Here is a 26,998-nt window from a genome sequence, read left to right as displayed (position 1 = left end):
AATACGGAGATTAGACATGTTTGCACTCAAACATCTGCCTCTCGCATTGGGTTGTGTACTCGCTGCACAAGCTCATGCCAGCATGAATATCCAACCTGATCCACAAAACCCAAATGGTTACGTGATTGCTCGTGGCGACATCCAAGCTATGGAGCAAAGTAAAACCTCTGACCCTATGTATGCTATTTGGTCACAAGCGCTAGAGACTCGTCCAAATACGGTTGTTGAAGCGATTGTTCCCGGAGCAGCAAGCAATCCGGAAAACGTTAAGCGAGTTGAACGTGTCTTCCCTGAGAGCGAATGGAACTTCCTTACTCAGATGGCGGCACCAGAGTATACGTACACACGTTTCTTGCGTGCGATCGGTAAGTTCCCCGCATTCTGTGGTGAGTACACCGACGGGCGTGATTCAGACGCGATTTGTAAGAAATCTATCGTGACAGCATTTGCGCACTTTGCTCAGGAAACCGGTGGTCACATTGCGGTTGATAACGTATCGGACAACCCGCTTGCATTAGAAGAGTGGCAGCAGGCACTCGTGCACGTACGTGAAATGGGGTGGTCAGAAGGTCAAGAGGGCTACACCACAGGTTGTGGTCAGAACGATTGGCAAAATAAGCGTTGGCCTTGTGAACCTGGTCAGGGGTATTTCGGTCGTGGTGCAAAACAGCTTTCTTACCACTTTAACTACGGCGCTTTCTCTGAAGTTATGTTCGATGGCGATGCATCGGTATTGCTGAAAAATCCGGGCTTAGTCGCAGACTCATGGTTGAACTTAGCTTCTGCGATTTGGTTCTTCTTAACCCCTCAAGCGCCAAAACCAGCAATGCTGCACGTGATTGATCGTACTTGGGTACCATCGCAGCGTGAAATTGATGCGGGCATTGGCTACGGCTTTGGTACCACGATCAACGTCATCAACGGTGGTATTGAGTGTGGTGAGCAAAACAAAGACAAAGGTCAGCCAGTTAACCGCATTCGTTACTGGGAAGGTCTAGCGGCGCACTATCAGATTCCTATCGAAGCTGATGAAACCAATACCTGCTGGCAACAAACGCCTTACGGTAGCTTAAACCTTAACGGTGCCACTGACGTGCTTTACACCAACTGGGATGGTAACTGGAAGTACTACTCAGATCGCCCAGGCGGTCACTCATTTGAATGTGAATTGGTTGGTTTCCAAACCGCGTATTCAGCGCTAGTGGCTGGTGATTACGAGAAGTGTGTTACTAACTTCTACCAATCTCATGCAGGTTGGCCTGAAGTTCGCGTTGTCGATAAATTAGACCCAGTCGATCCGGTTGACCCACCTGTAGGCGGTGTTGCTGCATGGGATGCTGGCAAGGTTTATAACACGGGCGACCAAGTCTCTTACAAGGGGGCGGTATATGAAGCGAAGTGGTGGTCACAAGGTAATGAGCCTACTAAAGGTGACCCTTGGAAATTGGTCTCAGGTACGCCAACAGAGCCACCAGCGACTGAACCGCCAACGACTGAGCCACCTGTAACAGAACCACCTGTCACCGAGCCGCCAGTGACAGAGCCTCCGGTTACTGAACCACCAGTATCGGGTGACTTTATTGCATGGGAACCAGGTGTGACTCAAGTGGCTAATGGCGACAAAGTGACTTATCAAGGTAAATGCTTTATCGCGAAAAATGGGCCGGGAGTATGGGAATCACCGACACAGAGCAATTGGTTCTGGGATGAGATCTCTTGCCAGTAGTTGAACAATAAATAGTCTAACTATCTATAAAGACTCTTCTTTTTAGCAGGGTCTTTTTTTATTCGTTTGGTTGCTTATTTGTGCAATCTAAGTTTTCAATAACGTCTTTTCTCTTTTGTTTTTGAGTCCATTAAAATTCGCGCGCAATTTTTATCAACATTTTTGAAAAGGTAATGTACATGTCTACAAAACTGGCTAACCCAGCGCCACTAGGTCTAATGGGTTTTGGTATGACTACCATCCTGCTAAACATCCACAACGCAGGTTTCTTCCCAATGGATTCTATGATTCTGGCTATGGGCATCTTTTACGGTGGTTTAAGCCAAGTACTTGTTGGCATGATGTGCTTCAAGCGTGGTGACACGTTCGGTACGACTGCATTTACTTCTTACGGTCTATTCTGGCTAACACTGGTTGGTCTAATCGTAATGCCTTACATGGGCCTTCCAGCAAGCCCAGCACATTTCATGGGTTGGTACCTACTACTATGGGGTATCTTCACTGGCTTCATGTTCATTGGCTCTCTATGTTACCCAGTAGCGAAGCAAGTAGTATTCGGTTCTCTTACTATCCTGTTCTTCCTACTAGCGGCACGTGACTTCACTGGTAGCGAGCTGATCGGTACTATCGCAGGCTTCGAAGGTATCTTCTGTGGCGCGAGCGCAATCTACTTTGCAATGGCTCAAGTACTAAACAACGAATACGGCCGTACCGTACTTCCTGTTGGCGAAAAGCAAAAGCCACAAGTTGCTACGCAAGAAATCGCTGCATAATCGCTTCGAATTGAATGCAAAAGAAAAGGGTTAGCCACTGGCTAACCCTTTTTTAATGTCCGTTGTTCGGACCACTGCTTTTTCTTATATACCTGCCAACCCATTGGGGGAGGATGTTAAGTGAAGCATTAGGTAGATGGTTGCTCTACCGTTTCTGTTGTATCGCTTTCTGCGGTTGGTGCTTTACCTGTTTTGCGCTTGTACTTCTCTTCCCAGTAAGTCGCGCCTTTAATACCAAGTGCTACTGGGTTGAACGTAAACTCAGTCACACCACGTTTCTGTTGCTCTTCGTAGTCAGCCAGCGCTTTTAGTGCAGGCTTCGACATGAAGAAAATGATCAGAATGCCGACAATGTTCAGCCATGCCATTAGACCTACGCCCACATCACCCATTGCCCACGCAAGGTTGGCAGTCTTCACGGTGCCGTAGAATACCGCAGAGATGAGTACCAGCTTCAGAATGAACATCAGACCGTTTACTTTTACAGTGCGACGGATGTACGCGATGTTCGTTTCTGCGATGTAGTAGTAAGCCAGAATCGTCGTGAAGGCGAAGAAGAACAAGGCAACCGCGATGAATGGTTTACCAACCCCAGGTAGAGCGCTTTCAATCGCCATCTGTGTAAATACAGGGCCATTAGCACCGATATCTGCAGGTAGGTTTTGCACTAAGAATGAACCCTCTACTGCGCCTTGTACGTTGTATGCACCCGTGATAAGAATCATAAACGCGGTTGCTGAACATACTAACAACGTATCGATGTAGATAGAGAATGACTGAACAAGACCTTGTTGCGCTGGGTGGTCAACACTTGCTGCCGCTGCTGCGTGAGGGCCAGTACCTTGACCTGCTTCGTTAGAGTAAACACCACGTTTTACACCCCAACCAATCGCAGCACCAATACCAGCCATCGGCGTGAATGCATCACCAATGATCATGCCAACGATACGCGGAATCTCTCCGATGTTAAGTAGGATGATAACGAACGCGGTGATGATGTAAGCCAGCGCCATGAACGGAACCACAATCTGCGTGAAGTTCGCGATGCGCTTTACGCCACCAAAGATAATGAAAGCAAGAATGACACAGACAACCGTACCAGTGAAAATTTTAGCGAAACTGAAGGTACCAATAGCGGTTTCAATCATGTCACCTGAGCCAAAGGCTGCTTCTACTGCGTTACCAATACTGTTTGATTGAACGCCGGGAAGTAGAACGCCACATGCAAAGATGGTTGCGATAGCGAAGACCCATGCGTACCACTTCTGACCCATTGCTTTTTCGATGTAGTAAGCTGGACCACCGCGGAATTCGCCTTCGTCTTCCTCTTTGTAAATCTGTGCGAGTGTTGATTCTGCGTACGCCGTTGCTGCACCAAAGAAGGCAACAACCCACATCCAGAATACTGCACCTGGGCCACCGAAGCCGATAGCAGCAGCAACACCTGCAATGTTACCTGTACCTACACGGCCAGATAGTGAAACGGCCAAAGCCTGAAATGATGAAATCCCCTTGGTTGAACTCTTACCATTAAGTAGCAAGCGCCACATTTCAAAGAAGTGACGAATCTGCACAAAGCGCGTCATGATCGAGTAGAACAAACCAGCGCCAAGACACAGATAGATCAGTGCCGGACTCCAGATAATTCCATTCAGAAAATCAACTAATGACTGCATGAGTATTTTCCCTGTTTGTTATGGTTGTGGTTGTTTTTCGTACAACACATTACCCTTTTTTGTAATGCAATTGTTAACCTTTTTAACTAAAAATCCCTTGTAGCGTGATGGTGGGCACAGAACGGTTAAATATTGTTAAAAATTGGTTCTTGTTATGTATCTGTGTGGTTTTTATTGGAAATAACAATGAATTGATTGAATATGCAGAACATTGTCATGAAAATGTTCCGCGAGAGATGATAGTTATATCTTCTGAATGCTATTCAACTTGTGGAGTAATGCACTGTTTGAAATGGTTTGCAGGTGTTTAGGCGTAACGACTCAGGTTCAATTCTGAGTGATTTGTCACTTTGGGAACGGCGTTCATGATGACGTCTGTTAGTATCTGAGCTGAGCCACAAGCCATAGTCCAACCGAGCGTGCCATGCCCTGTGTTTGTAAACAAATTCTTGTAAGGTGTTGTCCCTATAATGGGCGTACCATCGGGTGTCATAGGGCGAAATCCACTCCAAAACTCGGCTTTAGTAAAATCGGCGCTTTGCGGAAACAGATCTCGAATCACCATTTCAATCGTATTTTTGCGTTTTTGCGGTAACGAAGGATCAAAGCCTGCTAGCTCCGCGGTTCCTGCGACACGAATACGGTCATCAAAGCGCGTCATTGCGACCTTATAGGTTTCATCCATGACGGTAGAACGAGGCGAAAATTGCTCACATTCAATTGGTACCGTCAGTGAATATCCTTTGACGGGGTAAACAGGAATGTCGATCTCAAGCTGTTTGAGTAACGCTGTAGAATAGCTGCCAGAGGCAAGGACAAACTGGTCTGCTTTAAACAAACCACGGTCCGTTTGGACACCCATGATCTTTTTGCCTACGGTAACCCAATTGCTCACCTCTGTATTGAATTCAAACCTTACACCATGGGCTTTTGCTAGCTCTGTTAACTGCTGACAGAACTGAAAACAATCACCCGTTTCGTCATCAGGCAGATATAACCCACCGACCAATTTTTCTTTTACTAATGCCAATCCTGGCTCTTGCTTTATGCACTGTTCGACATCCATTAACTGAAAACGTGTACCGCTTTGCTCTAACAACTCAAGGTCTTTCTCTATGGCATCGAGCTGCTGTTGAGAGCGAAATACTTGCAAGGTGCCTAACTGCCGCCCTTGGTATTCAATCGCATGATCACGGCGCAACTGCTCCAAACACGCGCGGCTATGATTGGCGATAGAGAGCATTCGGGCTTTGTTGATTTGATAGCGGGACAAAGTGCAGTTCGACACCATTTGCGTTGCCCAGCGGATAAGCTCCGGGCTAAGAGACGGTTTTATTTTGAGTGGTGCATGTTCTTCAGTGAGCCACTTTATGGCTTTGAGTGGAATCCCCGGCGCAGCCCATGGTGAAGAGTAACCATAAGAGATTTGTCCGGCGTTAGCGAAGCTGGTTTCCATCGCACTGCTTGGTTGGCGATCGATCACGGTCACCTGACAGCCTGCCTGAGATAAATACCAAGCCGAGGTTAATCCGATAACACCACTGCCTATTACGATGACTTCCATTGATGTGCTCCACACATTTTTGATGTTGCGCAGTTTCTCTTCTTTACCTTTTGTTAACAATCGATATAAATTACATTTAGCGTTTAGAAAATCTATAGGCTCAAAGATGAAAAGTAGTGTCGTTAGCGGATTGTGGTTATTCTGCCAAGTGGCGGAACACAACAGCTTTACCAGTGCTGCAAAGGCATTGCACCTAACGACGGGGGCGATCAGCCAGCAAATCATTCAGTTAGAAGAACAGCTTGGTTTTACTTTGTTTGAACGCCACTCGCGTGGAATTCGATTGACGCCTAAAGGATTGCAGTTATCTCAATCCTCACAATTCCACTTCTCCGAACTAGGAAAGACACTTAAAGAACTGCAAATTGAAAAGCCCCACAATGAAATTCGCCTCAAGCTGACGCCTTCTTTTGCGTTTAAATGGTTAGTTCCACGCCTTGAAAGCTTTCATCTAGAAAACCCCGATCTCCAAGTGCAGATTTTTGCAGAGGGAGCACTAGTGAATAGTGAGCGAAAGGACTATGACGTTGCGATAGACTACGGTTCTCATCCCTATCGAGATAAAAGCGCAGAGCGGATTCTCAATGAGCAACTTCTACCGGTGATGAGCCCCAAATACCTTGAGGATCATAGGTGGCTAAAAACTCTTAAAGCGTCACCAGAACAATGGAGAGACGCAACATTACTGCACGATGCTATGCCATGGGATAAGGCTCCGCGTGACTATGAATGGCTGTACTGGGCATCAAGCATGGGGTTTGATTTCAAAACAGAGGTAGGGCACTTCTTTAATCGTACGGATATGGCAATGTCTGCCGCCGAAGCTGGAGTGGGGATAGCAATGGCACGTATGGCGCTGGTGGAAGATGAACTTGAAAGCGGTCGCTTAGTCTCGCCATTTGAACCTGTGGATGCTAACGCAGGCTACTACCTGATCATTAATACCAAAAGTGAGCCTACAGCACGATTTAGACGTTGGCTTTTACAGCAAGTCCAATCATCAATGTAGAGAGATAATTGGCACAAGTGTTTAAGAAATAATAAAAATAAATTTCTTAATTACATGATACTTCGAATTGCTTCCCACAAATTGCCTTCCGTTTATTAACTCCTCTCACTCTGTCTTCTTTTTCCATATCATCCAAAAATTAATCAATGGATGAGAAAGACTATGGCTAAAAGAATCTCTCTTATGTTGGCCCTAGCTCTATTTTCGGTAGGAGCAAGTGCAATGTTTTGGCCGTTCAAAAAATACGATGTGGAAATGTCTCCGGATGTGCGTGGTGTTATCAAGCTTGATGGCGTGCCACAGGCGGGGTTAACGGTTCATCGAGAGCTTTATTATGAAGGGTACAAAAAAGGCAAAACCTTATCAGATGAGGTTCAGACCAATGAACTAGGAGAGTTCTCTTTCGAACGGCTCATTGTTCGTTCTAGTGCTCCTGGAGATCTCTTTGGAGGAAGCTTAAGGGTTCATCAAAAGATTTCGCTCACTTATAACGGTGAACAAAAGAAGCTTTGGGGAGTTTGGTCTCCTACAGATGGGCGGAAGCCTTTGGTATCAATGCTCTCTAATATCGATTGTGAGTTAACCAATATTGAACGTATTCATGAAGTAGAGATCGCGCCGGAAAAAGGTGCGCCAATTTCGGTTTACTCGGTTTGCGACTGGAATCACGACAGGGTAACCACCTATCTGTATGACGAAGACACTGATACATACATTGCAAAAAAGGATATGGCTAAATAATTATGAGTGATATTTCCCCAAAGCAAGCCAGTTACTTGGCATCCGCAGCTTATGCCATAAAAAACAACTTAGAAGACTTAGAGGTGCCTCTTTCTCTTCGCAATGATTTTTCTTTCAAAAACATGGTTACAGGAACTAGTGGTGGTTTTTTCTTTCGCCCAGAAACTGGATTTGCTTTGTTGGGGAAAGGAAAAAGTCAGCGCCATAAGAACGACTTAGTTTTAGCTTTTAGAGGTACCGCAGGATTAGCTGATGGAATTACCGACTTAACTTGCAGTGGAAAGGGGACGGGGACAGGAGAGATCGTGCACTCTGGGTTTCAAACGACTTTCTATTCTATGAAAAAGGGCCTAACTCGTTTTCTACGTGATAATCCGGTTGTTGGTAATGGTACTATTCATTGCGTCGGACACAGTTTAGGTGGCGCACTTGCCACTTTGGCTGCGAACTGGATATCGGCTTCCCCTGAGTTTAAAGGAAAAGTGAATTTGTATACCTTTGGCTCACCAAGAGTGGGAATGAAGCCGTTTTCTGTTAACTCATCCTCGCGCATATCGTCACATTTTCGTTGTGTGAATGGTGCAGACCCAGTGACAAAAGCGCCAGTGTGGCCTTTTTATCATGTGCCTTATGATGGTTCAGAATACATATTAAATCGTGCACAAGGACTGCTTCCTAGCGCGCATTTTATGTCGGAATATAGTTCTTACACACAATCAGCAACGTGGGATAGCCTAGGGCTTCAAAAAGCGAACTCAGCTTTTAAGCGTGTTGTCCTGAATTACGAGAATCGATTGCAAGCGAAACCTTCTGCTGATTGGGCAGATAAGATTTCAGCGGCAATCCTTACGCTGTTAATTGATGGTGGCTTTGCAGCAACAGTCTTTGCATTGCAAAGTGGTGGTGCTGCAATCGCAACTATCTACGATGCGATGGCGCGCTCAATGGTAAAAATCTCAGAACTTTCTAGTGAATTTGCCTCTCGCGTAAAAGGCTTACTTGGTCATATGTTGGTGTTTGCAGGTAAAGTCGCCCAAATTGCGATTAAATTTACTTACTCCTTTATCCGTTGGGTATTCGAACTGGTTTTAGGCAAACTAAATACAGCAGTAAAAGCCGCACTAAAAACTAGCTTTTAGTCTTCAATATAAAACCGCCTCATTCGAGGCGGTTTTTTAAATCTCTATGTTTGAGGGACTGCTTGAACGGTCTTGGGTGTGACTGCTGGCTGTAAAGTATCTGTGGCGAGGTATGTGGTACTTGAAGGGAAAGCAAATTGAGCGCCTTCTGCGGTAATGATCTTATCAATCAATATAAGAAGTTCTTGCTGCAAGTTGAGGAATGTCTCTCTATTTGTGGTGTTCAAGTGAGCGAGTATCTCAATATCCAGGCTGTAAGCATTGAAGGCACTAAAGTGAACTCGAAGAGGAGAATCTAAAACATCGGGATGCTCTTTGAGTAAGGACGTGATTTTCTCTGTAATGCTCTGCAATTGAGACATGCTAGTCTCATAGCGTAGCCCGATAGTCGCTTTGAAAGGATATCGGTCACGACGGCTGTAGTTGATGATCTCTCGCTTAATAAGGTCACCATTGGCAATGGTGATTTGTGTTCGGTCTTTCGCTCGAATTCGTGTTGAACGCACACCTATTTGTTCGATAACTCCTGACTGACTGCCAATTTGGCAGTAATCACCCACCGATAACGATTTGTCTAGGAATAAGATAACCCCGCCGATTAAGTTCTCCATAGTTGGACGGATAGCGAGTGCGATTGCCATGCCCCCTAAACTCAAGCCTGTCACGATGCCATAAACAGGGACTCCTAAGCGATTCAAACCATAACCAAGACAGGCAATGGCTGCCATTGAACCTAATAAAGTGCCAATAATTTGGGTCAGACTTTGTCGAAGTATGGTATTCGTGCGCTGCTTACTCATTAATAAACGACAAGTTTTGTAAATCAATAGGTAAGCCACTTGACTGAGTAATAGCCAACAAATGAGTTCTATGATGACGTTAAGCGTCGACATCAGTATGCCAGTTAAGTTGAGTTGATAGTCTGCGAGATAGAGAAAACCACTCAAAGTGATTACGGCACATATGGCTTTCGAAATCGGAGAGTGAATATGGTTATAGAGCAAAGCAAGTGCGGAGATGGTTAGAGAAAGAGAAAGAACCAACCCGAGCCATTGCCATATCGCTTGATCTCCATATTCAAGCATAAATACGCTTGGTAATGTTTCTACGAGGTGAAACCATGTTGGTGGAATCAATCGTCCTGCGCTTAGCGAATAATATTGGTAGTAATCCAAGTCCGCGCCTGAATGAGAGGGTAGATGTTTTACCAACAAGTAATCACTGTAAAGCCCATGAACGGTTTGCCCTGAGAAACGATACTGCCCATCAGCTTGTTTGATCAACTCCAAACCTGTCTCTGGTATTTGCCAGCGATCCAGTGTGTTGCTATCTGGAATGAGTGATAAGTCCAAAGGCGGGGCTCGGTCGAGAATTTCCTTCATCAACATGACCGATTCAATAGCAACTCGATTTTGGCTAGATTCCGGTACTTTAGACAGATCGAAGGCTTGAGTTGCTTTGTCGAAAAGTGCATAGATGTGTTGTCGGTTTGGTTCGGTATTTTGGGTTGGATCTTCGATGATTTCTGTCAGCTGCTGATTCGCTTGTGAAACCAAAGTCTCAAAGCTTGTGAGTGCTTTTTGAGGGCTAGAGAGATCGGGAGGTGCGAGGGGGAAAGCTTCCTCAGCCTGAGCAAAGAACGTGAAAAGTACACAGCAGACACTGAGCATCGATGATGTGATTGTTTTCATTATATTATCCTAGCCTTGTGATTATTGAATAAGTCTAGTCAATGATTTTCATATGCGGAAAAGCCTTGTTGTTATCTCTTTATCTCCGTCTGACTTGAATAAAGTCCAATCCCTTCAATGTGACTCAAACTGCTTTTCTTTGCTGAAAAAATCGGCAATATAAAAGAATAACCATTCACTCAATAGTTCAGGGAAGATGCATGAAAGACGAAACACTCTCAATCCATTTTGGCTACGAAACAGACCCAACAACCAAATCTGTTGCGACACCGATTTACCAGACCGTCGCGTATGAGTTTGATAATGCTCAGCATGGTGCCGATCTATTTAACCTCGAAGTTCCAGGCAACATTTACACCCGCATTATGAACCCAACCAATGACGTGTTGGAAAAACGTATGGCAGCACTAGAAGGCGGTATTGCTGGTTTGGTTGTTAGTGCAGGCAGTGCGGCAATTAACTATGCCATTCTCACGCTCGCGCAAGCCGGCGATAACATCGTTTCTACTCCTCAGCTATACGGCGGCACTTACACTTTATTTGCGCATATGTTGCCGAACCAAGGTATTGAGGTACGTTTTGCCAAGGATGACAAACCTGAAAGTCTCGCTGAGCTTATCGATGAGAATACCAAAGCGGTTTACTGTGAAAGCATTGGTAATCCGGCTGGCAATATCATCGATCTTGAACGTGTTGCTGAGTTGGCTCATGGGCAGGGCGTGCCTGTGATTGTTGACAATACGGTCGCAACTCCTGTGTTATGTAAACCAATCGAATTTGGTGCAGATATCGTGGTGCATTCACTGACTAAGTATGTGGGTGGTCACGGTACGACATTAGGTGGCATCATCATTGATTCGGGCAAGTTTCCTTGGGCGCAGCACAAAGATCGTTTCCCGGTATTTAATCAGCCTGAACCTTCCTACCACGGCGTGGTTTACACCGAGGCATTTGGAGAGGCAGCGTTTATTGGTCGTGCTCGCACCGTTCCTTTGCGTAATACCGGTTCTGCTTTGTCACCGATGAATGCGTTTATGTTGATGCAGGGGCTGGAAACGCTGTCGCTGCGTATGGAGAGACACACCGAGAATGCACTCAAAGTTGCGGAATATTTAAGCCAGCACGATAAAGTGAGTTGGGTAAGTTACGCAGGCTTGCCTGACTCTGAGTTCTATCCGTTGGCTGAGAAATACATGCAAGGTAAGCCGTCGGCGATATTGTCGTTTGGGTTGAAAGATGGTTACGAGGCGGGTGTACGTTTTTACGATGCGCTTAAGATATTCAAGCGACTGGTGAACATTGGTGATGCGAAGTCGCTTGCTTGTCATCCTGCATCAACTACACATCGACAGTTGAGTGAGGCGGAGCAAAAGCAAGCGGGCGTTTCTCCAGAGATGATTCGTTTGTCTGTCGGCATTGAACATATCGATGATATTCTGGCTGATTTAGAACAAGCTCTGAACGCATAATTATACTTTTCAACAGAGCTTTGGGTTACCCATAGGTCAGCCTTACTAAAAGCTGGCCATATTTCTATAAGGTGCTTATTTATAATGATTTTTGAGTATTTGGGTTATAGTATTCCAAATGCTCATGATGGTGTACTTTTCTTACCTTGCGTATAAGTCTCATCTTACTGACTATGCTTAGAAAATAGTCACTAGGAAGGGGCGCTCATGTCTTACGTGTTTCACCGTCATTGCCACGCCAAATTGCCCACTATCGCCAGAGGGGAAGGGGTTTACCTGTTCGATAATCAAGGCAACCAATACCTCGATGCTTGCGGCGGAGCTGCTGTTTCAAACCTTGGGCATAGCTACCAAGCTGTTAAACAAGCCATGCTCGACCAAATCGAAAAAGTGCCTTTTGCTCACACGGGCTTTTTTACTAGCGAAGCTAGTGAGCAGTTGGCTGAGTTGATTTGCCAGCAAATGCCATCGCAATTTAATCATGTCTACTTAGTCAGTGGGGGCTCTGAAGCGGTTGAATCTGCGCTAAAGATGACAAGGCAATATTTTGTGGAATGTGGCAAACCTGAGAAAAAGCAGTTTATTGCCCGCCAACAAAGCTACCACGGTAATACACTTGGTGCGTTGGCTGTTGGTGGTAATGAATGGCGGCGTGAGCCTTTTAAACCCATCTTGCACCCAAGCCATCATATTGCGCCGTGTTATGCCTATCGTTATCAAAGAGAAGATGAGTCAGAACTCGATTATTCACTGAGAGCCGCCAATGAGCTTGAAGCTAAGATTTTAGAACTGGGCGCGGATAACGTTATGGCGTTTGTTGCAGAGCCGATTGTTGGCGCAACAGCGGGTGCAGTACCTGCCACTCAAGATTACTTCAAACGAATACGAGAGATTTGCGATCGCTATGATGTGTTGCTGATCATGGATGAGGTGATGTGTGGCGTTGGGCGCAGCGGTAGCTTTTTTGCTTTTGAACAAGAGCAAGCTGTCCCAGATTTAGTCTGTATGGCGAAAGGGTTAGGGGCGGGTTATCAACCTATCGGTGCGGTTGTTGCCAATGACAAAGTCTATCAAGCAATCGCGTCTGGTAGTGGCTTCTTTCAACATGGGCATACCTTTATGGCGCATCCTGTTGCGTGCGTAGCTGCCGTTGCAACCATTCAAACCATCGGTGACCAAAAGCTCCTGCAAGCCGTCAATCAACAAGGGGCGATGTTAAAAAGAGAGCTCGAATTGGCGCTTTCAGACTTCCCATATGTTGGGGATATTCGTGGTAAAGGGTTGTTTCTTGGCATTGAGCTTGTCGCAGACAAAGTAAGTAAAACCCCGTTGTCTAATTCAACTTTGGCAGACAAAAAGATCAAGCAAAAAGCGATGGAAAATGGACTGATGTGCTACCCAATGGGCGGCACGATTGATGGTGTAAATGGGCATCATATCCTTCTTGCACCGCCTTTTATCATCGAGCGAAGCCACATTGACGAGCTGGTGGAAAAGCTCACTCGTACACTTAGAGAGGTGTCGCAGAAATGGCAGTGAACTCCCAAACTAAAAGAGCTCGAATCGCGATTATTGTTGCGCCCAATGGAGCGAGAAAAACCAAGCAAGACCATGCTCAATTGCCGATGACTATTGAAGAAATGGTTGTCGAGGCGAAAGCATGTCAAACGGCAGGGGCTGCCATGATCCATTTGCATGCGAGAGATGCGCAAGGCAGGCATTCTCTAGAGGTTGAAGACAACTTAGAAATCTACCACGCGGTGAAAGCTGCGGTTGGTGATTCGATGATTGTTCAGCTCACGACTGAGGCTGTTGGGACGTATTCGCCACAACAGCAAATGGTGCTGATCAAAGCGGTAAAACCAGAAGCTGCTTCTTTTGCTTTGCGTGAACTGATTCCTGATGAGCAGAGTGAAGAGCAAGGTTTTGTCTTTTTTGACTGGGTCGCTGAACAGGGCATTCTCAGCCAAATCATTTTGTATGATCAGGCAGACATTGAGCGCTATTTATCCCTAAGAGAGCGAGGCGTTTTACCAAAGCAAAACCAACACGCGTTAGTGGTGCTTGGTCGATATCATGAGGCTCAACAATCTTCGCCATGGGATTTACGGGCTCTGCATTTAGAGCGATTTATCGAAGAGAAGGTTAGGTGTGCCGTGTGCGCGTTTGGCGCGAGAGAGCAAGACTGTTTAACCCATGCATTGTTATTGGGGTTGGATGTTCGGGTAGGCTTTGAGAACAACCATTTGAGTGCTGATGGTCAGCCCGCGAACAGCAATGCGGAGCAAGTTCAACGATTAAAAGAGATCTGTGAATTGCTCGATGTGCCACTGCATGATGCGGAGAGTTTTCGAGAATCCATTTAGCAACAGGTACAAAAAAGGCTCCAATCGGAGCCTTCTTCAAATGTATTTTAGTTTTCAGCCTGAGTCACTGTTTGGCGCGCTGGGTGTTTGATAAATACTGCTACGACAGCGGCAATTGCCAGAGCAAAACAGTAGTAAGAGTTCGCAACAACTTCTAGTGGAGAAAGGTTAAATACCGAGCCCAATAGCAGAACCTGTGCACCGTATGGCAATACACCTTGGATAACACACGAGAAGATATCCAACAAACTTGCAGAGCGACGCGGTGAAACGTTGTTCTCTTCTGCCAGTTGGCGAGCCACGCTACCTGATACGATGATGGCAACGGTGTTGTTAGCGGTACAGGTATTCACCATCGAAACCAGACCAGCAATACCTAGTTCGCTTGCACGACCATTTGCTTCTTTCGAGTGGCTAGAACCAAACGTACGGATGATGCCGCTCACTAGGTTAGTCAGAAACGCGAGACCACCTTGGCGACGCATAAGCTCACTCAAACCGCCAATCAGCATGGACAGCAAGAAGATCTCTTGCATATTGCCAAAGCCTGAGTAGATGTCTTGTGCGAAGTTGGTTAGACCGTAATCATCGATAGAAGACAAGCTCACGCCACCCGCCAAAACGATACCAATAGTAAGCACGACAAATACATTCATGCCTGATACCGCAAGGATAAGAATCGTTATGTAAGGAAGTACTTTCAACCACTCAATAGAACCGGTTTCTGGTACTTGAGTCGCTGTGCTGTTGAAGGCGAAGATAACAAGCGCAACCAGTGCTGCTGGCAGTGCGATACGGATGTTTTCTTTGAATTTGTCCTTCATCTCACAGCCTTGAGAGCGTGTTGCCGCAATGGTGGTGTCCGAGATGATCGAAAGGTTATCACCAAACATTGCGCCGCTTAGCACTACGCCTGCCGTTAGTGGAAGGCTCATACCTGCCGATTGAGCAATGCCCAGAGCAACAGGCGCAACTGCTGCGATGGTGCCCATTGAGGTGCCCATCGCTGTCGCGATAAATGCAGAAATCAGGAAGATACCCGGCAAGATCATGCTGGTTGGAATCGCAGAAAGACCAAGGTTAACAGTTGCATCTACGCCGCCAGACGCTTTTGCAACTGCAGCAAAGGCACCGGCAAGCAGGTAGATCATACACATCGCGATGATGTCTGGATGACCAACGCCACGCATAAAGTGTTCGATAGAACGATTGAGTTTGTCTTTGCTTAGGATGAGCGCAAGGATCACCGCAGGCAATACCGCGATAGGCGCTGGCAGTTGGTAAAATGCAAAATCTACCCCTTGCAGAGACAAGTAAGTGCCCACGCCAATAAACAGCGCAAGGAATAGTACTAAAGGTAAAAGTGCGACCGCTGATGGTGCGATTGCTTTATTAGAATTTTTAGAACCAGACATGTGAACGACAACATAATCAACAAATAAGGCGAGCAGACTAATCGGACACCAAAGACTTGTCAACGTCTAGACGTCTAAATGGCTGGTTATTTTAAATGGAAAAGACCCAGAAAAAAGGCTCACATAACATATCTTATTGATACCGTGAGCCTTTGCGGAATTATATTGGTTTAGATCACTTACGCTTTTTTTCGTTTAAGAAGCGCGAAGATCATCAGTGAGAACAGCAGTGCTGCGCTAGACCAAACCACGTAATGGTGTTCGGTGTAGAACTGGCTAAGGGCACTCAAGTGCTCAAACGCGAAGTTGGTGAGCAAACTGAACACGGCAACCCAAATGGTGGTTGCAAGCGCGTTACCCAATAAGAACTCTTTGCGCGGCATCTTAGCAATACCGCAAGCAAGCGGCATAAACTGCTTCATCCCTTCAACAAAGCGACTGACAACTAAACAAGCAGGACCATACTTCTGAATCGTATTTTGTAGCTTCTGCATTTTGGGGCCAGAAATATAGCCTTTCTTGTCTAACCAACCTTCAAAGTAATAGCCAATCAGGTAGCCGCACGTGTTGCCAAAAAAGCAACTCAACCAAGAAACTATCATCACCAAGCTAAGGTTCATGACATGCTCTGATGAGATGATAGACGCTGCAATCATCAGCGATTGCCCCGGCATCGGAATGCCAATGCCTTCAAGAAAGATGCTGACGATAAGGGCGAGATAGCCATATTGCTCAAGCAGCGGCTTCATCGCCATCAATAGTTCATTTATGTGTTCCAAACGCTTTCCTCTAACAAAACTGGAACGAAGCTGGAGTGATACTCCTGTTAGTTCGCTTGGTCAATCGACGTTGGTCTCCGTCAGTAAAATCTGACACGCCGTTGATAATAGTGCTGGGTATTTAGTCTTTTAGGTTACGCCTTACTAAGTCGTGCATTTGCTTAATCGTCATCAATGCTAACCAGATGATCTCTTCGACAGATCGTTGACCAGCCGTTGAGGAGGGATGATCGGCATCGGTTTTATTGCTCAGTGCTGGCAGCTCATGAACACGATTGTCACGAATCGTACTGATCAACGCATCCATCGCATCATGAATCAGGCGTTCGACTTGCGTTGAGCCTTCATAATGGGTGCCCGTTCTCACTAGAGGGATCAGCAAGCAAAGGTAGTGACTCAACAAGCGATAATGGCTCAGCATATCTTCATAATAATGCGGATCGGCGCGAGTGTGCCTTGGCTCTTGTTGCATCTCGTTGTAAATCAGTTCAAGATCGCTTTCAGCGGTGAGCATAGCGGCACGTTGCTTAGTGAGCGCCATGTGATCACGTTGCTCAGTGTCTACTTGTAACTGCTCATAGCAATACACAAATAAGCTTTTTGAACTATCGAGTGCTTTTAATGCTTGGGTATGAATCTCTTTACCTCGCCACTGCGGCCACAGTAAACCATAACCGAGTAGGACAATTGCGCCACCGACGATATTGTCTATCAGGCGCGGTGCAGCAAAGTCGAGTCCCTGGTGTGCCATGGTCTGATAAACCAAAATTAACAGTGCGGTAATACAGCCAATCGCCAGCGAGTAATGACGCATAATATTGAGCATTGCGACGGGTAATAGGACAGCTATTAACACAAACAGGATGGTCGTTGGTACGCCAAGGTGAATCAAGGAGGTGGCGAACAGTACCCCGAGCGCGGTACCTAAACAGCGTTGCCAGGTTTTACTTCGGGTTGCCAAGAAGCTCGGCTGAATCACCATCAACATGGAAATTAATACCCAATCCGGGCGAATCAATTCAAAGTATTCAGCAATCCCAGATCCAAGAGCAAACATCAAACCAACGCGAGTCACGTGGCGCCAAATCGGGTTGCCTCGACTTGGTAAACGAAAAGACAGCTCGAATGGTTGCACATCAAAGGAGCGTTCATAAGCGGGTTCATTGAGCTCAATACGACGAGAAATATGCTTGACCGCGTATGCCCAGTAGCGAAAGCGAGGTTGGTCTTCTAGCTTCACTGCTTCAATCAAATCATGAGCTTCCTGTTCTAGTGAGCTCAAGTGTTCCATCTCTTCATGCGTGTTATGCAAAAGCTGCTTGGCTTTGTGTCTTAATCTTTGCTGACAGTGTTGGCTCCAAACCAAGAGCAGATCTCGTTTCGGTTTACTGGATTGAAATTGCTTGAACAGATCAGGGTTGCTGGTATGGCTGCTCAAGACGACTTCAAATGTATCGAGCGCCAAAAACAAAGCCTGACGTAGTGAGTTGGCGCCTTCATGTTTCGATCGAAAAGATTCCGATTGCAGAGCTTGCTGAAACAGTTCAATCAACTGATATTTGATGCGTCGTTTCGGGGCATCATTTTCGCTTCCAAGCAAGAAAGCTTGGCGATATTGAATGTAGTCCGCTAGCGTTTCGTAAATCGCAGAAAGACAAACACGCAGCGCGTAATGTTTCCATAAGGCAAACCAAAGCCAACTGAACAGCGCAAAAGTGAGTGGTCCCAACACCAACATAGGATAGAGACCAAGTACCGCGCTGGAATTATGTAGCGACAAGCTCACGACCGCGATCAGCAAGCTCGACATGCCAAGACGTCCCCAAAACGGACCATTCACTGCTGTACTCGCCAATACTGCTCCCATCGCGCCGTAAGTCAGCCACAGTGGTAAGCCCATATTCAGCAGAGCATAACTGATGACGAGCGTAATGCTCCACGTGAAAGCAGTAATCGCAAAGCGTGTCCAGCGCCTAGGGCCGGCAGTGTCTAAACCACTGATCAATGCTGCGGGCATGGTCATTAAAGCCGTCATGGCGAGATTGATTTGGTTGAATAGCACACCCAACCCCATGAACAGAACAATCGCGCTGGTGGCACGCAAACCAAGGTTGATAGAAGGGGAGTACCAGATTTTACGCAGAAAGGCAGGAGATAACGTCATAAACCCTCATTACAGTTGGCAACCCCTTCAGTGTAACGCGAATATCTTTAGATGTGCTGGCTTCAACCACAGATTGAAAAATTGAAGCGGAGTCGTTATCTAACCGACGCCTTCTCCAAGCTGAGCAAATAACCAATCATTGAACAGTGAGACTTTTCGCGCCGCTAGACGGTAGTTCGGCACAAATACGTAATAGCCATAATGGCTCAGCATACTCAGCTGTTGGATGTGGTGGACCTCATCTCTCGACATCGCCTGTTGCACCATAAAATCAGGTAGAAGAGCAAGCCCTTTGCCAAGCTTTACCGCTTCATAAGAAAGATAGAAATGCTCATGACCGACGGGGTGATAATGAATCGCGCTTTGCAGAGATTGTTCTAGTTTGAACTGCTCCCACAACTGCGGGCGTGTCGTTTGAGGAATAAATGCGAAATCTGCAATGGACTGTTTGTCGTTACATGTTGAAGAACTTGATGAGCCCGTTAGCAGTAGCGTTTCTTGACGCAACAATCGACCATGTTCGTAGTGACTAGAAAGAGGAAGGCAACGGATGGTGATGTCGCTGTCTACGTCTAGCTGATTTACTGGACCATCACTGGTGCGAACTTTAACGCGGATATCAGGATGGATTTGATGGAATGCATCAATGTTTGGCACCAACCACAAACTGGCGAAAGAAGGCGTAACATCCACCACCAGTAACTCTTGCTCTGTGTCGGTTTGAATTAGGCTCGCTGTGGCATGTTGGATGATTTCCAACGCTTCAGTTACCTTGGGTAAGTAACGTTTTCCTTCTTCAGTGAGCTCAATACCATTGATACCACGTTGGATTAAAGGTAGCCCAACCAGTTGCTCTAACGTCGCAATTTGTTTGCTCACGGCACCTTGAGTCACGCACAAACTCTCTGCCGCTTTAGAAAAACTCAGATGGTTAGCAACCGCAACAAAGGTTCGAAGTGCACGAATAGAAGGGTATTCACTGCCTTTTAGCATGATCTCATGTCCATTGATGAATGCTTAACCACAGACTAAGAGATTTTGGCTAGGAATCAAAGCGATGAGTTGAGGGGGAGATATAAATTGCAGATACAAAAAGGGCCAACCCTTTCGAGTTGGCCCTTTCCAAACGTTTGGTGGAGCTGGCGGGAGTATCCTTTAAACCTAATAAAAACAGTTACTTAGCTTGTAATCTAGTTGCATATGTTTAGCTCTTAGTACCGAACTGTAGCACCGACATTAATGCTTAATCAAGTGTGTTCGCTAACTTCGCTGTAGTTCGGTATTAACTAATTGATTCATTTTGGGTTCAACTCCTCGATAGGGAGCTGAATTGTGGTGAAAGGACTCTTAGTGCTTGTAAACTATCTAACGTAAGTCACTAATTTGGCACCGAAATCAAGTTTCTCTTGAATGTAGTCATTGCCAATAAGACAATAAGTTCATATCAATATGGACCAAGATAATGAATTACAATTACTCAGACTTGTCACCAACTCAATTTGAACACCTAGTTATTCATCTATGCGAAGAACTTTTTGGAATTGGTACTGAGACTTTTTCTGATGGCCCTGATGGAGGTCGAGATTCTCGGTTTCAAGGTTTGGCCCAAATCTATCCATCAAAAACAAGACCTTGGGACGGTCTAACAGTAATTCAAGCTAAACACACGATTAGCTACAATAGTAAGTTCAGTGACCCAGACTTTTTTAACCCAGACTCTGCTAGTGCGACCGTTACGCTCGAGGTCAGTAAGATTAAGAAGTTGATAAAGAACGATGGTCTAAAGAACTACATCATCTTCTCAAATCGTCGCCTACCAGCCAATATCAATGAAAAGATAAAAACATATCTATCTGAGCAAACCGGATTAGATAAGGGGAATATAGGGTTGATTGGTATTGAAGCTATGGCAACTTTATTTAGAAAGTTTCCAGAGGTGGCGAGTATGGTTGACTTAAATCCTTACGATGTTCCTTTGACTATTGACCCTGAAGACTTAGCGGAGGTCATAGTATCGATAAAAGATGTCCTGCCCACTATTAAGAAGAAAGATATCTCCTCTAGCCTTGATAGAACTGGGTTTGTTCAGAAGAATGAAATAAATAATTTAACAGAGGGTTACTCAAAGGCAATTCTCAAGAAGCTTGCAGACTTTACAGCCATTGAAGAATTTCTTTCCATGCCAGAGAATGAAGATTATCAAGAAAAATACATGGAAACAGCTGAAGAGTTACATGCAAAAATCTGTATCTATAAACAAGAACATCATCAGTTTGATATCGTTTTAGAGAAAACAATAGAGCTAATCTTGAGTCGGGATAATGACTGTAAGAGAAACAAAGCGCTGACTAGGTCTATGATCTATTACATGTACTATAAGTGTGATATTGGTGAGAACTATGCTGCTTAAACCTAACAAAAATGCTAATCCAGATTTAACAGTTCTTGCTGCTTCCTCACAGGTTTTGTCGATTCTGATGAAAGCTCAGTTTGAAACTATTACTGAATTAAGGCTCGCTCTTGTTAAATATCACAAAGATTCAGCCGCTTTGCTTGAGCCTGCATTGGAGCTTTTGTTCCTTTTAGGCTTGATTGAATACCATCCTAAGAATGACCTGATTGAGTACATAGGATCATGAAACTTTCAAAAATATACTCCAACAAACCCTGTACCTTTGAACCGATTGAGTTTAATGATGGATTTAATGTAATTATTGGTGAGATAAGGCTACCTGATAATAAAAATAAAGATTCTCATAACCTTGGGAAAAGTAAGCTTGCGGAGTTGATTGATTTTGGATTCCTTAAGAAAAGAAGTAAGGACTTTTTCCTTTTTAAGCATATAGATCTGTTTAATGAGTTCATTTTTTTCTTTGAGATAAAGCTTAATGATGGCTCTTTTTTGACTATTCGACGTTCTGTGGCTAAAAATACACAACTCTACTTCAAAAAACATAGCACTAAGTATCAAGATTATCGTTTTCTGGATGATGAAGAGTGGGATTATCAGAAGCTCACTTTTGATAAGGCAAAGCTTCTTCTTGATAGCTTATTAAACTTAAAGTCAATAATGCCATGGGACTATAGAACGGCAGTAAGTTATGCACTTAGAAAACAAGATGATTTTAATGACATATTCCAACTGAAGAAGTTTAGTCGTGGAAAAGACATTGCGTGGAAGCCTTATGTCGGTCAGATCTTAGGCTTTGATTCTGAGCACTTGAAGCTTAATTATGATTTGAGAGCTAGTTTAGATAAAATATCTTTACAACTAACTGATCTTCAAAAAGAAATTGGTTTGTATCAAGGTGATGAAGAGGAAATGTTACATGATGCTTTATCATTGAAATCTAAAGATGCCTCCTCATTACAAGAACAGTTAGATTCACTGAACTTTGATAGGTCTGACGCAAAAATTTTAGAGGAACTTTCTGAAGATATTGATGAAGAAATTGAAGAGCTAAATCGAGTTAGATACTACTTAAGCAATAACCTTAAGAAACTGAAACGTTCTCAATCAAAGCAACCCTCATCTTTTAACACTGATAAAACTAAAAAACTGTTTGCTGAAGCTGGGATTATGTTTGGTGAGCAAATTAAGAAGTCATATGATGACTTGTTGGATTTTAATCGAAAAATTACAGCTGAGCGTACAATTTTTGTAAAACAGCAAATCTCTGATTTAGAGCAACAGTTGTTAGATGTGACGAATCGATTAACTGAGCTTAATGCCGCTAAGTCATCTAAAGTGTCCTTTTTGACCAATACAAATGCTTTTGAAAAATACAAAGAGGTATCTCATCGCCTTTTACTAGTGACTACTGAAATTAATGCGATTGAGCGTAAATTAGATATTAGTGAACGTATCAAAGAAGTTCAGACTGAATCTAGAGATATCAGTCGACGTAAAGATGAGGTAGTTGAGAGGATTAGGTTCGATAGAGAAGCAGTAATTAAATCTGAAACATCTATCTACAAGTCTATAAAGGAAAATTTCACTAATTTTGTCAAACTTGTCCTTGATAAGAACGGACTCATATCTACTGAGCAGAATGGTGAAGGTAACTTAGTTTATCATGCCGGATTTATTGATAGGGACTATAGCTTCACCAGTGAGTCAGATGGTTGCAGTTACAAAAAAATTCTTTGCATAGGGTATGATTTAGCTGTGAATTTAGCATACTCAGAACGAGACTTCGTCCAGTTCATTTATCATGATGGCGGTCTAGAGACTCTAGATACAAGGAAAAAACAAGAATTTCTTAAATACGTACGCACCATACCAGAAGCTCATGGCACGCAGTACATACTGACCCTAATTGATTCAGACTTGCCGAGTGATGTAACTTTTACTGATGATGAAATAGTTTTGACCCTTCATGATAATGGTGATGATGGGTTGCTATTCAAGATGCCGCCTTGGTAGGTATTGTTTGTTTAAGTTTGGATGTTAAAGCGTTCTCGTTCTAATCGTCAGTAAATAGCGCAACATAGTCAATTAGATGTAGGTTGCGCTTTACTCCTTTCAGGTCTCGATATGCCCATTCTTTTTTAGCTATGCGTATTGGACGACCGGTGTCTAACGTCTGCTGCTCTATTTGTTTAGAGGGGTGTTCAACATGCACAAATTCAAATCTTCCAAATGGAGTAGAGTACCAACCAGAAGCTCCAGTTGTTGCAAGGATCATCATCATTGGAATCTGCGATATAACACCCCACCTAGATAGGGCATCTTCGAACGAAATATAACAATCGTATGAGGGTCTTAAAGCCAGTATCAAATGCTCGAATTCAACCGATGATTTGATATGACCATAGACGAACAATTCATTATCTATGCTTGTTAGGTAAGGGCTTCTTAGTAAGATTTTGTCCAGATCGGCAGATTGGTAAAGGCTACCAATCTCTTCTTTGCTGTAGAGGAATTTACCTTCTCTGCGATAGCGCATTTCTAAAACCATTTTCATACTGTTTTACCCAAACAAACTAATTGCCAATGCTTAAGGCAGTAAGATGTTCTGCCGTCTGTTCTAGGGCAGTTAATTCCCCAGATGCAATGAAGCTCAACGGAGTTTTACCTTCAAAAAACGAGCTGCGGTTCTTCATAGTCATAAATCCAAATACATTGCTTTGATTGTTGAACAACGTCCGAAGCGCTGCATGGATATTAAGGATATAGCTTATTCTAACTAATTGTTCTGACGAAAATTTACACGAGGGTAGGTTAGCGAGTTCAGCACTTGAAATATTTAAGATTGAAAGTGCTTGAGAGTCGTTGGCTCCCCATCTTTTCAGTATTTCTAGAGAAGTCTTTAACCCTTTTAGTGATATTTCTGAGGCTGGATTTGACAACGCATTACCCCCTAAGTGAACTCTTTAGTTGATCATATGTCTAGGTCGTAATTTTGTCAAAATTTACTTATAAATCATTATATTACCACAATTTTAGGCGTTGACTTTTTATGTTTTCATCACTAGGTTTGGTAGGTGATTTAGTCAAAGGTTACGCCGTATGAAAATTCAATACTTATCTGATCTACACTTAGAGTTTGCTTCTATGAAGCTTCCTGTAAGTGAAGCGGATGTGGTTGTTCTCGCTGGAGATATCCATTCGGATGGCAGAAAGGCTATCGACTGGGCATCAAGCTTCCCACAAGAGGTGATTTATATCCTAGGGAACCATGAGTTCTATACTGGCGGGACGATTGTCGACTTACCTGCTGACTTAAAAACTTATGCAAAAAAATATCCCAATATACATGTGCTCAACAATGACTCGATAGTGGTTGATAACGTGGCTTTCTATGGTTGTACACTGTGGACGGACTTCGAGTTATATGGAAAGCCGGAGGTGGCTTTCTACTATGCTGAAAAGGGCATGAGTGATTTCAGGGTTATCAATTTCGACAGTGCTCAAGTTTTTACGCCTTCGATAGCAGCAGCATTACACAAGCAATCAATGTTATGGCTAAGCCAAGCAATTGAGTCTTCCCCATATTCAAAAAATGTTGTTATAACACATCACCTTCCCACTCCAGAGGCCATACACGAACGGTATGCACGCAATAGTTTAAACCCTGCTTTTGCGTCAGATTGTTCTCGGTTATTTAATCAAAACATTACCGCTTGGATTTATGGTCACAATCATGATTGTAGGGAGTTTGAAAAAGAGGACGTTAAGTTTGCCTCTAATCAGCGTGGTTACCATGGCCACGAAATCATTGCAGATTTCGATGCATTTAAGGTAATGGAAATCTGAGGTAAGTAGCCTCCAGATCCCCATTTAATTATTAGCATTCTAGATACGTTACCGACTGGTGAGTGGCATCATTTGCACTTTATTAAAGGAGTTCTTAACCTTTAAGTAACCAGCTACGCACTTTCACACTTTTGCTACGCAAAAGATGAGCAAAGTGCTGCTGGCGAGGCTTCGCCCTCGACCCTAAGTCCCCAAAAAATCAACTGATTCTATGATCAAAACTACCATGATTTATCGTCATGTTAACTATCGAAAACGTGCGACTTTCAAGAAGAGTTTAATGCACTCTCTGCGTCTCAAATCTAACGAACTTAAACCCAATGAGTGGATTGAACAACTAGCAGATAAGAACTGGGTATTTACAGAAGGTAACCCCAAGGGGTTTAAGCTAAATGAACAGTCAGAAGAGGTACGCTCGGCTTTCGTCAGCAAGCTAATTTCTGATGAATTTGCTCCTAAACAAGTTCCTGCTTCAGTCAAGAGTAATTACAAAAAGTACGAGTACAAACTTAACAAGAAAATCCACTCTGTTATGAGTTCTGGAGATGAACATCTTGCACGTCAACTGACTCTGATTCGAGACCAAAAATTAGAAAATTATAGGGAGATAATCGAATCTATCGATGGAGTGAAACGTCGTAATCAACTATTAAAAATGCTTGATACTTATATGAATTTGTCAAAGCAAGTGGAAGGTAGTGAGGACGGACGTAGTGCTAAAATACACGAAGCATTTTTTAAGTTTCCTCATCGACATGGTGTGGTTATAGAGCCACAGCGTATGGCAGAGTGTATTAAAAGCTTTTACGAGAAACATTTACCAGATTATCCGATACGTCTCCTAGTTGTTCATGATGATGAGCGGAGCATCGATATGGAAACTGGCACACACCCTCACATATTTCTGAGTACGAAGAATAGCAATACGGGAATGCGAGACCTTTGCTCTTCTCTTAAGAAAGTAGTTGGTAAATACCTTTCAGCAAACCCTACAGAAGTTTCTATGTGGAACCCTGCTACTCGGCGGCACGAGAAACACACTATTTCTAGCATCGATAGTTCTTTTGTAGGTGGCTTGGCTGCTTCTAAAATCCAAGGGATAATTTTACAAGATATGTTCATGGCCCATGTTAGGTCTAATTTTCAAGATCTTGATGTGAGATGGACAAAATTTAGAAAGCGGAAGGTGATGTCGTTTCATCAACAGTACGAGAATGCCAAAAAGCCTAAAGCAGATAGGCAATACAACCTAAATCATCTCCTTGATATGCATAATCAACGCTTAAGGAACGAACGCAAAACTATCATTGCAAGGAGTAAATCAAGTAAACAAGCGCTACTTGAGGCCGAAAGGCGTGTAACGGATGAGGAAGGGCACTTGAATAGCGTTCGTTTGAGTATAGAAGCTAAAGAACTAGAGCTGAGAACCTTAGAGAAATGTATCAGTAGCATAAGAGAGATTCTAACTTTATTCCTTGCACCCTATAAAAAGCTTATAGAAGGCATTGTTGCAAACGACCAAGCTAAAGCTATTGAAAGCGCTAATGAGTGCCTCTATAGGCACTACGAGGCTACTCCTGAGGCAAAAAAGGTGATTTTAGAGACCGTTAGGTCTGATGCGGAGGAGATCAATAGCTTGTGTGTGGATAAGGATGTAATTGGTGTTTTCAACAACATACATGGACAGATGGAGTCTCGAACTCCAGAGTTACCCTCTCAAGAACGAAAAAAAGATACGCCTAAAATGAGACCAAGATTTTAAATTTTAAGGTGTACTAGTCAGGAAGAAATCTTTCACTTCTTAATTCACTGTTGAGTGAGGTCTGACAGATTGATTTGACTCATTAATTGCCCCAAATCTCTGCTTCATTAAGCTAACGAACGTTAGCCTAATGTTCGTTAGCCTAATGTTCGTTAGCCTAATGTTCGTTAGCCTAATGTTCGTTAGACTAACGTTCGTTAGCTTAGTTATTTCATGAAAATTAGATTGTTCAGTGGTTCTTACCCAATCTTTTGGTGCCTTTGGATGCCCGTTTCTGGAGTGGTTATGCTCTCAAGTTATTGATAAAAAACATTTTAATATCGATTTGTCACACACATCTCACTAAGGTATTAGGTCGTGTCAGTGTTTAATGTGTTACGTGGTTCTCACCTAGTCGTTTTGTGATTCTAGAGGCGTATTCATGGAGTGTTTTTATTTTCAAGTTATTGATAAAAAACATTTTAA

Annotated in this window: 22 protein-coding genes; 13 read left to right on the top strand and 9 right to left on the bottom strand. The window is 43.9% G+C overall.

Annotation, left to right across the window (positions count from 1 at the left end; all coding sequences use genetic code 11):
- Window positions 1–16 precede the first annotated feature (16 nt).
- Together VJL_RS23650 and VJL_RS23645 are read left to right on the top strand one after the other, a co-directional pair.
- The gene (locus tag VJL_RS23650; protein ID WP_020194993.1) at window positions 17–1,726 is read left to right on the top strand and encodes a glycoside hydrolase family 19 protein; all 1,710 of its coding nucleotides are present in this window, start codon (window positions 17–19) and stop codon (window positions 1,724–1,726) included.
- 179 nt (window positions 1,727–1,905) lie between these two features.
- Window positions 1,906–2,499: an acetate uptake transporter gene (locus VJL_RS23645; protein ID WP_009705589.1), complete on the top strand. Its 594-nt coding sequence runs from the start codon at window positions 1,906–1,908 to the stop codon at window positions 2,497–2,499.
- A gap of 128 nt (window positions 2,500–2,627) precedes the next feature.
- On the opposite strand, the gene VJL_RS23640 is transcribed toward VJL_RS23645, so the two are convergent.
- Together VJL_RS23640 and VJL_RS23635 are read right to left on the bottom strand one after the other, a co-directional pair.
- Window positions 2,628–4,175: an alanine/glycine:cation symporter family protein gene (locus tag VJL_RS23640; RefSeq protein ID WP_038881767.1), complete on the bottom strand. Its 1,548-nt coding sequence runs from the start codon at window positions 4,173–4,175 to the stop codon at window positions 2,628–2,630.
- Window positions 4,176–4,482: 307 nt separating this feature from the next.
- Window positions 4,483–5,739: a D-amino acid dehydrogenase gene (locus VJL_RS23635; RefSeq protein WP_038881766.1), complete on the bottom strand. Its 1,257-nt coding sequence runs from the start codon at window positions 5,737–5,739 to the stop codon at window positions 4,483–4,485.
- Window positions 5,740–5,845: 106 nt separating this feature from the next.
- Between VJL_RS23635 and VJL_RS23630 the strand changes: the two genes are divergently transcribed.
- The 3 genes from VJL_RS23630 to VJL_RS23620 all read left to right on the top strand — a co-directional run bounded on the left by VJL_RS23630 (window position 5,846) and on the right by VJL_RS23620 (window position 8,628).
- Window positions 5,846–6,748, top strand: coding sequence for a LysR substrate-binding domain-containing protein (locus VJL_RS23630; protein ID WP_038881765.1), 903 nt, complete (start codon window positions 5,846–5,848; stop codon window positions 6,746–6,748).
- A gap of 162 nt (window positions 6,749–6,910) precedes the next feature.
- Window positions 6,911–7,489, top strand: coding sequence for a DUF6795 domain-containing protein (locus VJL_RS23625; protein ID WP_038881764.1), 579 nt, complete (start codon window positions 6,911–6,913; stop codon window positions 7,487–7,489).
- A 2-nt stretch (window positions 7,490–7,491) separates the two neighbouring features.
- Entirely contained in the window at window positions 7,492–8,628 is a 1,137-nt protein-coding gene (locus tag VJL_RS23620; protein WP_038881763.1) for a lipase family protein, read from the top strand.
- A gap of 44 nt (window positions 8,629–8,672) precedes the next feature.
- On the opposite strand, the gene VJL_RS23615 is transcribed toward VJL_RS23620, so the two are convergent.
- Window positions 8,673–10,319 (bottom strand): mechanosensitive ion channel family protein, encoded by a 1,647-nt coding sequence (locus VJL_RS23615; protein ID WP_038881761.1) that lies wholly within the window; start codon window positions 10,317–10,319, stop codon window positions 8,673–8,675.
- A gap of 200 nt (window positions 10,320–10,519) precedes the next feature.
- Here VJL_RS23615 and VJL_RS23610 point away from each other — a divergent pair, with 200 nt between their 5' ends.
- The 3 genes from VJL_RS23610 (at window position 10,520) to VJL_RS23600 (ending at window position 14,154) form a co-directional block, all read left to right on the top strand.
- The gene (locus tag VJL_RS23610; protein WP_038881760.1) at window positions 10,520–11,788 is read left to right on the top strand and encodes an O-acetylhomoserine aminocarboxypropyltransferase/cysteine synthase family protein; all 1,269 of its coding nucleotides are present in this window, start codon (window positions 10,520–10,522) and stop codon (window positions 11,786–11,788) included.
- 207 nt (window positions 11,789–11,995) lie between these two features.
- Window positions 11,996–13,327 carry an aspartate aminotransferase family protein gene (locus tag VJL_RS23605; protein ID WP_038881758.1) on the top strand — a complete coding sequence of 444 codons (1,332 nt, stop codon included), beginning with the start codon at window positions 11,996–11,998 and terminating at the stop codon, window positions 13,325–13,327.
- Complete coding sequence (locus VJL_RS23600) at window positions 13,318–14,154, top strand: beta-keto acid cleavage family enzyme (RefSeq protein WP_038881757.1); 837 nt, start codon at window positions 13,318–13,320, stop codon at window positions 14,152–14,154. Before VJL_RS23605 ends, VJL_RS23600 begins: the two co-directional genes overlap by 10 nt.
- A gap of 47 nt (window positions 14,155–14,201) precedes the next feature.
- Here the strand turns inward: VJL_RS23600 and VJL_RS23595 are convergent, their stop codons facing one another.
- From VJL_RS23595 to VJL_RS23580, 4 genes are all read right to left on the bottom strand, one after another.
- Window positions 14,202–15,569: a Na+/H+ antiporter NhaC family protein gene (locus tag VJL_RS23595; protein WP_038881756.1), complete on the bottom strand. Its 1,368-nt coding sequence runs from the start codon at window positions 15,567–15,569 to the stop codon at window positions 14,202–14,204.
- 179 nt (window positions 15,570–15,748) lie between these two features.
- On the bottom strand, window positions 15,749–16,324 hold the full coding sequence (locus tag VJL_RS23590; protein WP_038881755.1) for a DedA family protein: 576 nt from the start codon (window positions 16,322–16,324) through the stop codon (window positions 15,749–15,751).
- 145 nt (window positions 16,325–16,469) lie between these two features.
- The gene (locus VJL_RS23585; protein ID WP_038881754.1) at window positions 16,470–18,512 is read right to left on the bottom strand and encodes an FUSC family protein; all 2,043 of its coding nucleotides are present in this window, start codon (window positions 18,510–18,512) and stop codon (window positions 16,470–16,472) included.
- Between the two features lie 99 nt (window positions 18,513–18,611).
- Complete coding sequence (locus VJL_RS23580; RefSeq protein ID WP_038881753.1) at window positions 18,612–19,505, bottom strand: LysR family transcriptional regulator; 894 nt, start codon at window positions 19,503–19,505, stop codon at window positions 18,612–18,614.
- A 469-nt stretch (window positions 19,506–19,974) separates the two neighbouring features.
- On the opposite strand from VJL_RS23580, the gene VJL_RS23575 reads away from it, so the two are divergent.
- Genes VJL_RS23575 through VJL_RS23565 form a run of 3 tightly spaced genes read left to right on the top strand, consistent with a single transcriptional unit; the run spans window position 19,975 to window position 22,938 of the window.
- The gene (locus VJL_RS23575) at window positions 19,975–20,922 is read left to right on the top strand and encodes an ABC-three component system protein (RefSeq protein ID WP_038881752.1); all 948 of its coding nucleotides are present in this window, start codon (window positions 19,975–19,977) and stop codon (window positions 20,920–20,922) included.
- Window positions 20,912–21,151, top strand: a complete 240-nt coding sequence (locus VJL_RS23570; protein ID WP_038881750.1) for an ABC-three component system middle component 8 — start codon at window positions 20,912–20,914, stop codon at window positions 21,149–21,151. The genes VJL_RS23575 and VJL_RS23570 overlap by 11 nt, the downstream gene beginning before the upstream one ends.
- On the top strand, window positions 21,148–22,938 hold the full coding sequence (locus VJL_RS23565) for a DUF2326 domain-containing protein (protein WP_038881749.1): 1,791 nt from the start codon (window positions 21,148–21,150) through the stop codon (window positions 22,936–22,938). The genes VJL_RS23570 and VJL_RS23565 overlap by 4 nt, the downstream gene beginning before the upstream one ends.
- A gap of 40 nt (window positions 22,939–22,978) precedes the next feature.
- On the opposite strand, the gene VJL_RS23560 is transcribed toward VJL_RS23565, so the two are convergent.
- Both VJL_RS23560 and VJL_RS29235 read right to left on the bottom strand, forming a co-directional pair.
- A complete protein-coding gene (locus VJL_RS23560) occupies window positions 22,979–23,479 on the bottom strand; it encodes a hypothetical protein (protein WP_038881748.1) in 501 nt (166 codons plus the stop codon).
- A gap of 19 nt (window positions 23,480–23,498) precedes the next feature.
- Window positions 23,499–23,864 (bottom strand): hypothetical protein, encoded by a 366-nt coding sequence (locus VJL_RS29235; RefSeq protein WP_152436680.1) that lies wholly within the window; start codon window positions 23,862–23,864, stop codon window positions 23,499–23,501.
- Between the two features lie 160 nt (window positions 23,865–24,024).
- Here VJL_RS29235 and VJL_RS23555 point away from each other — a divergent pair, with 160 nt between their 5' ends.
- On the top strand, window positions 24,025–24,771 hold the full coding sequence (locus tag VJL_RS23555) for a metallophosphoesterase (RefSeq protein WP_038881746.1): 747 nt from the start codon (window positions 24,025–24,027) through the stop codon (window positions 24,769–24,771).
- A 280-nt stretch (window positions 24,772–25,051) separates the two neighbouring features.
- Window positions 25,052–26,533, top strand: a complete 1,482-nt coding sequence (locus tag VJL_RS23550; protein WP_050568889.1) for a hypothetical protein — start codon at window positions 25,052–25,054, stop codon at window positions 26,531–26,533.
- Window positions 26,534–26,998 lie beyond the last annotated feature (465 nt).

The sequence above is a fragment of the Vibrio jasicida CAIM 1864 = LMG 25398 genome (genome assembly GCF_000400365.1).
GTDB classification, from domain to species: Bacteria; Pseudomonadota; Gammaproteobacteria; order Enterobacterales; family Vibrionaceae; genus Vibrio; species Vibrio jasicida.
This window is presented reverse-complemented; position numbering and strand designations above follow the sequence as displayed.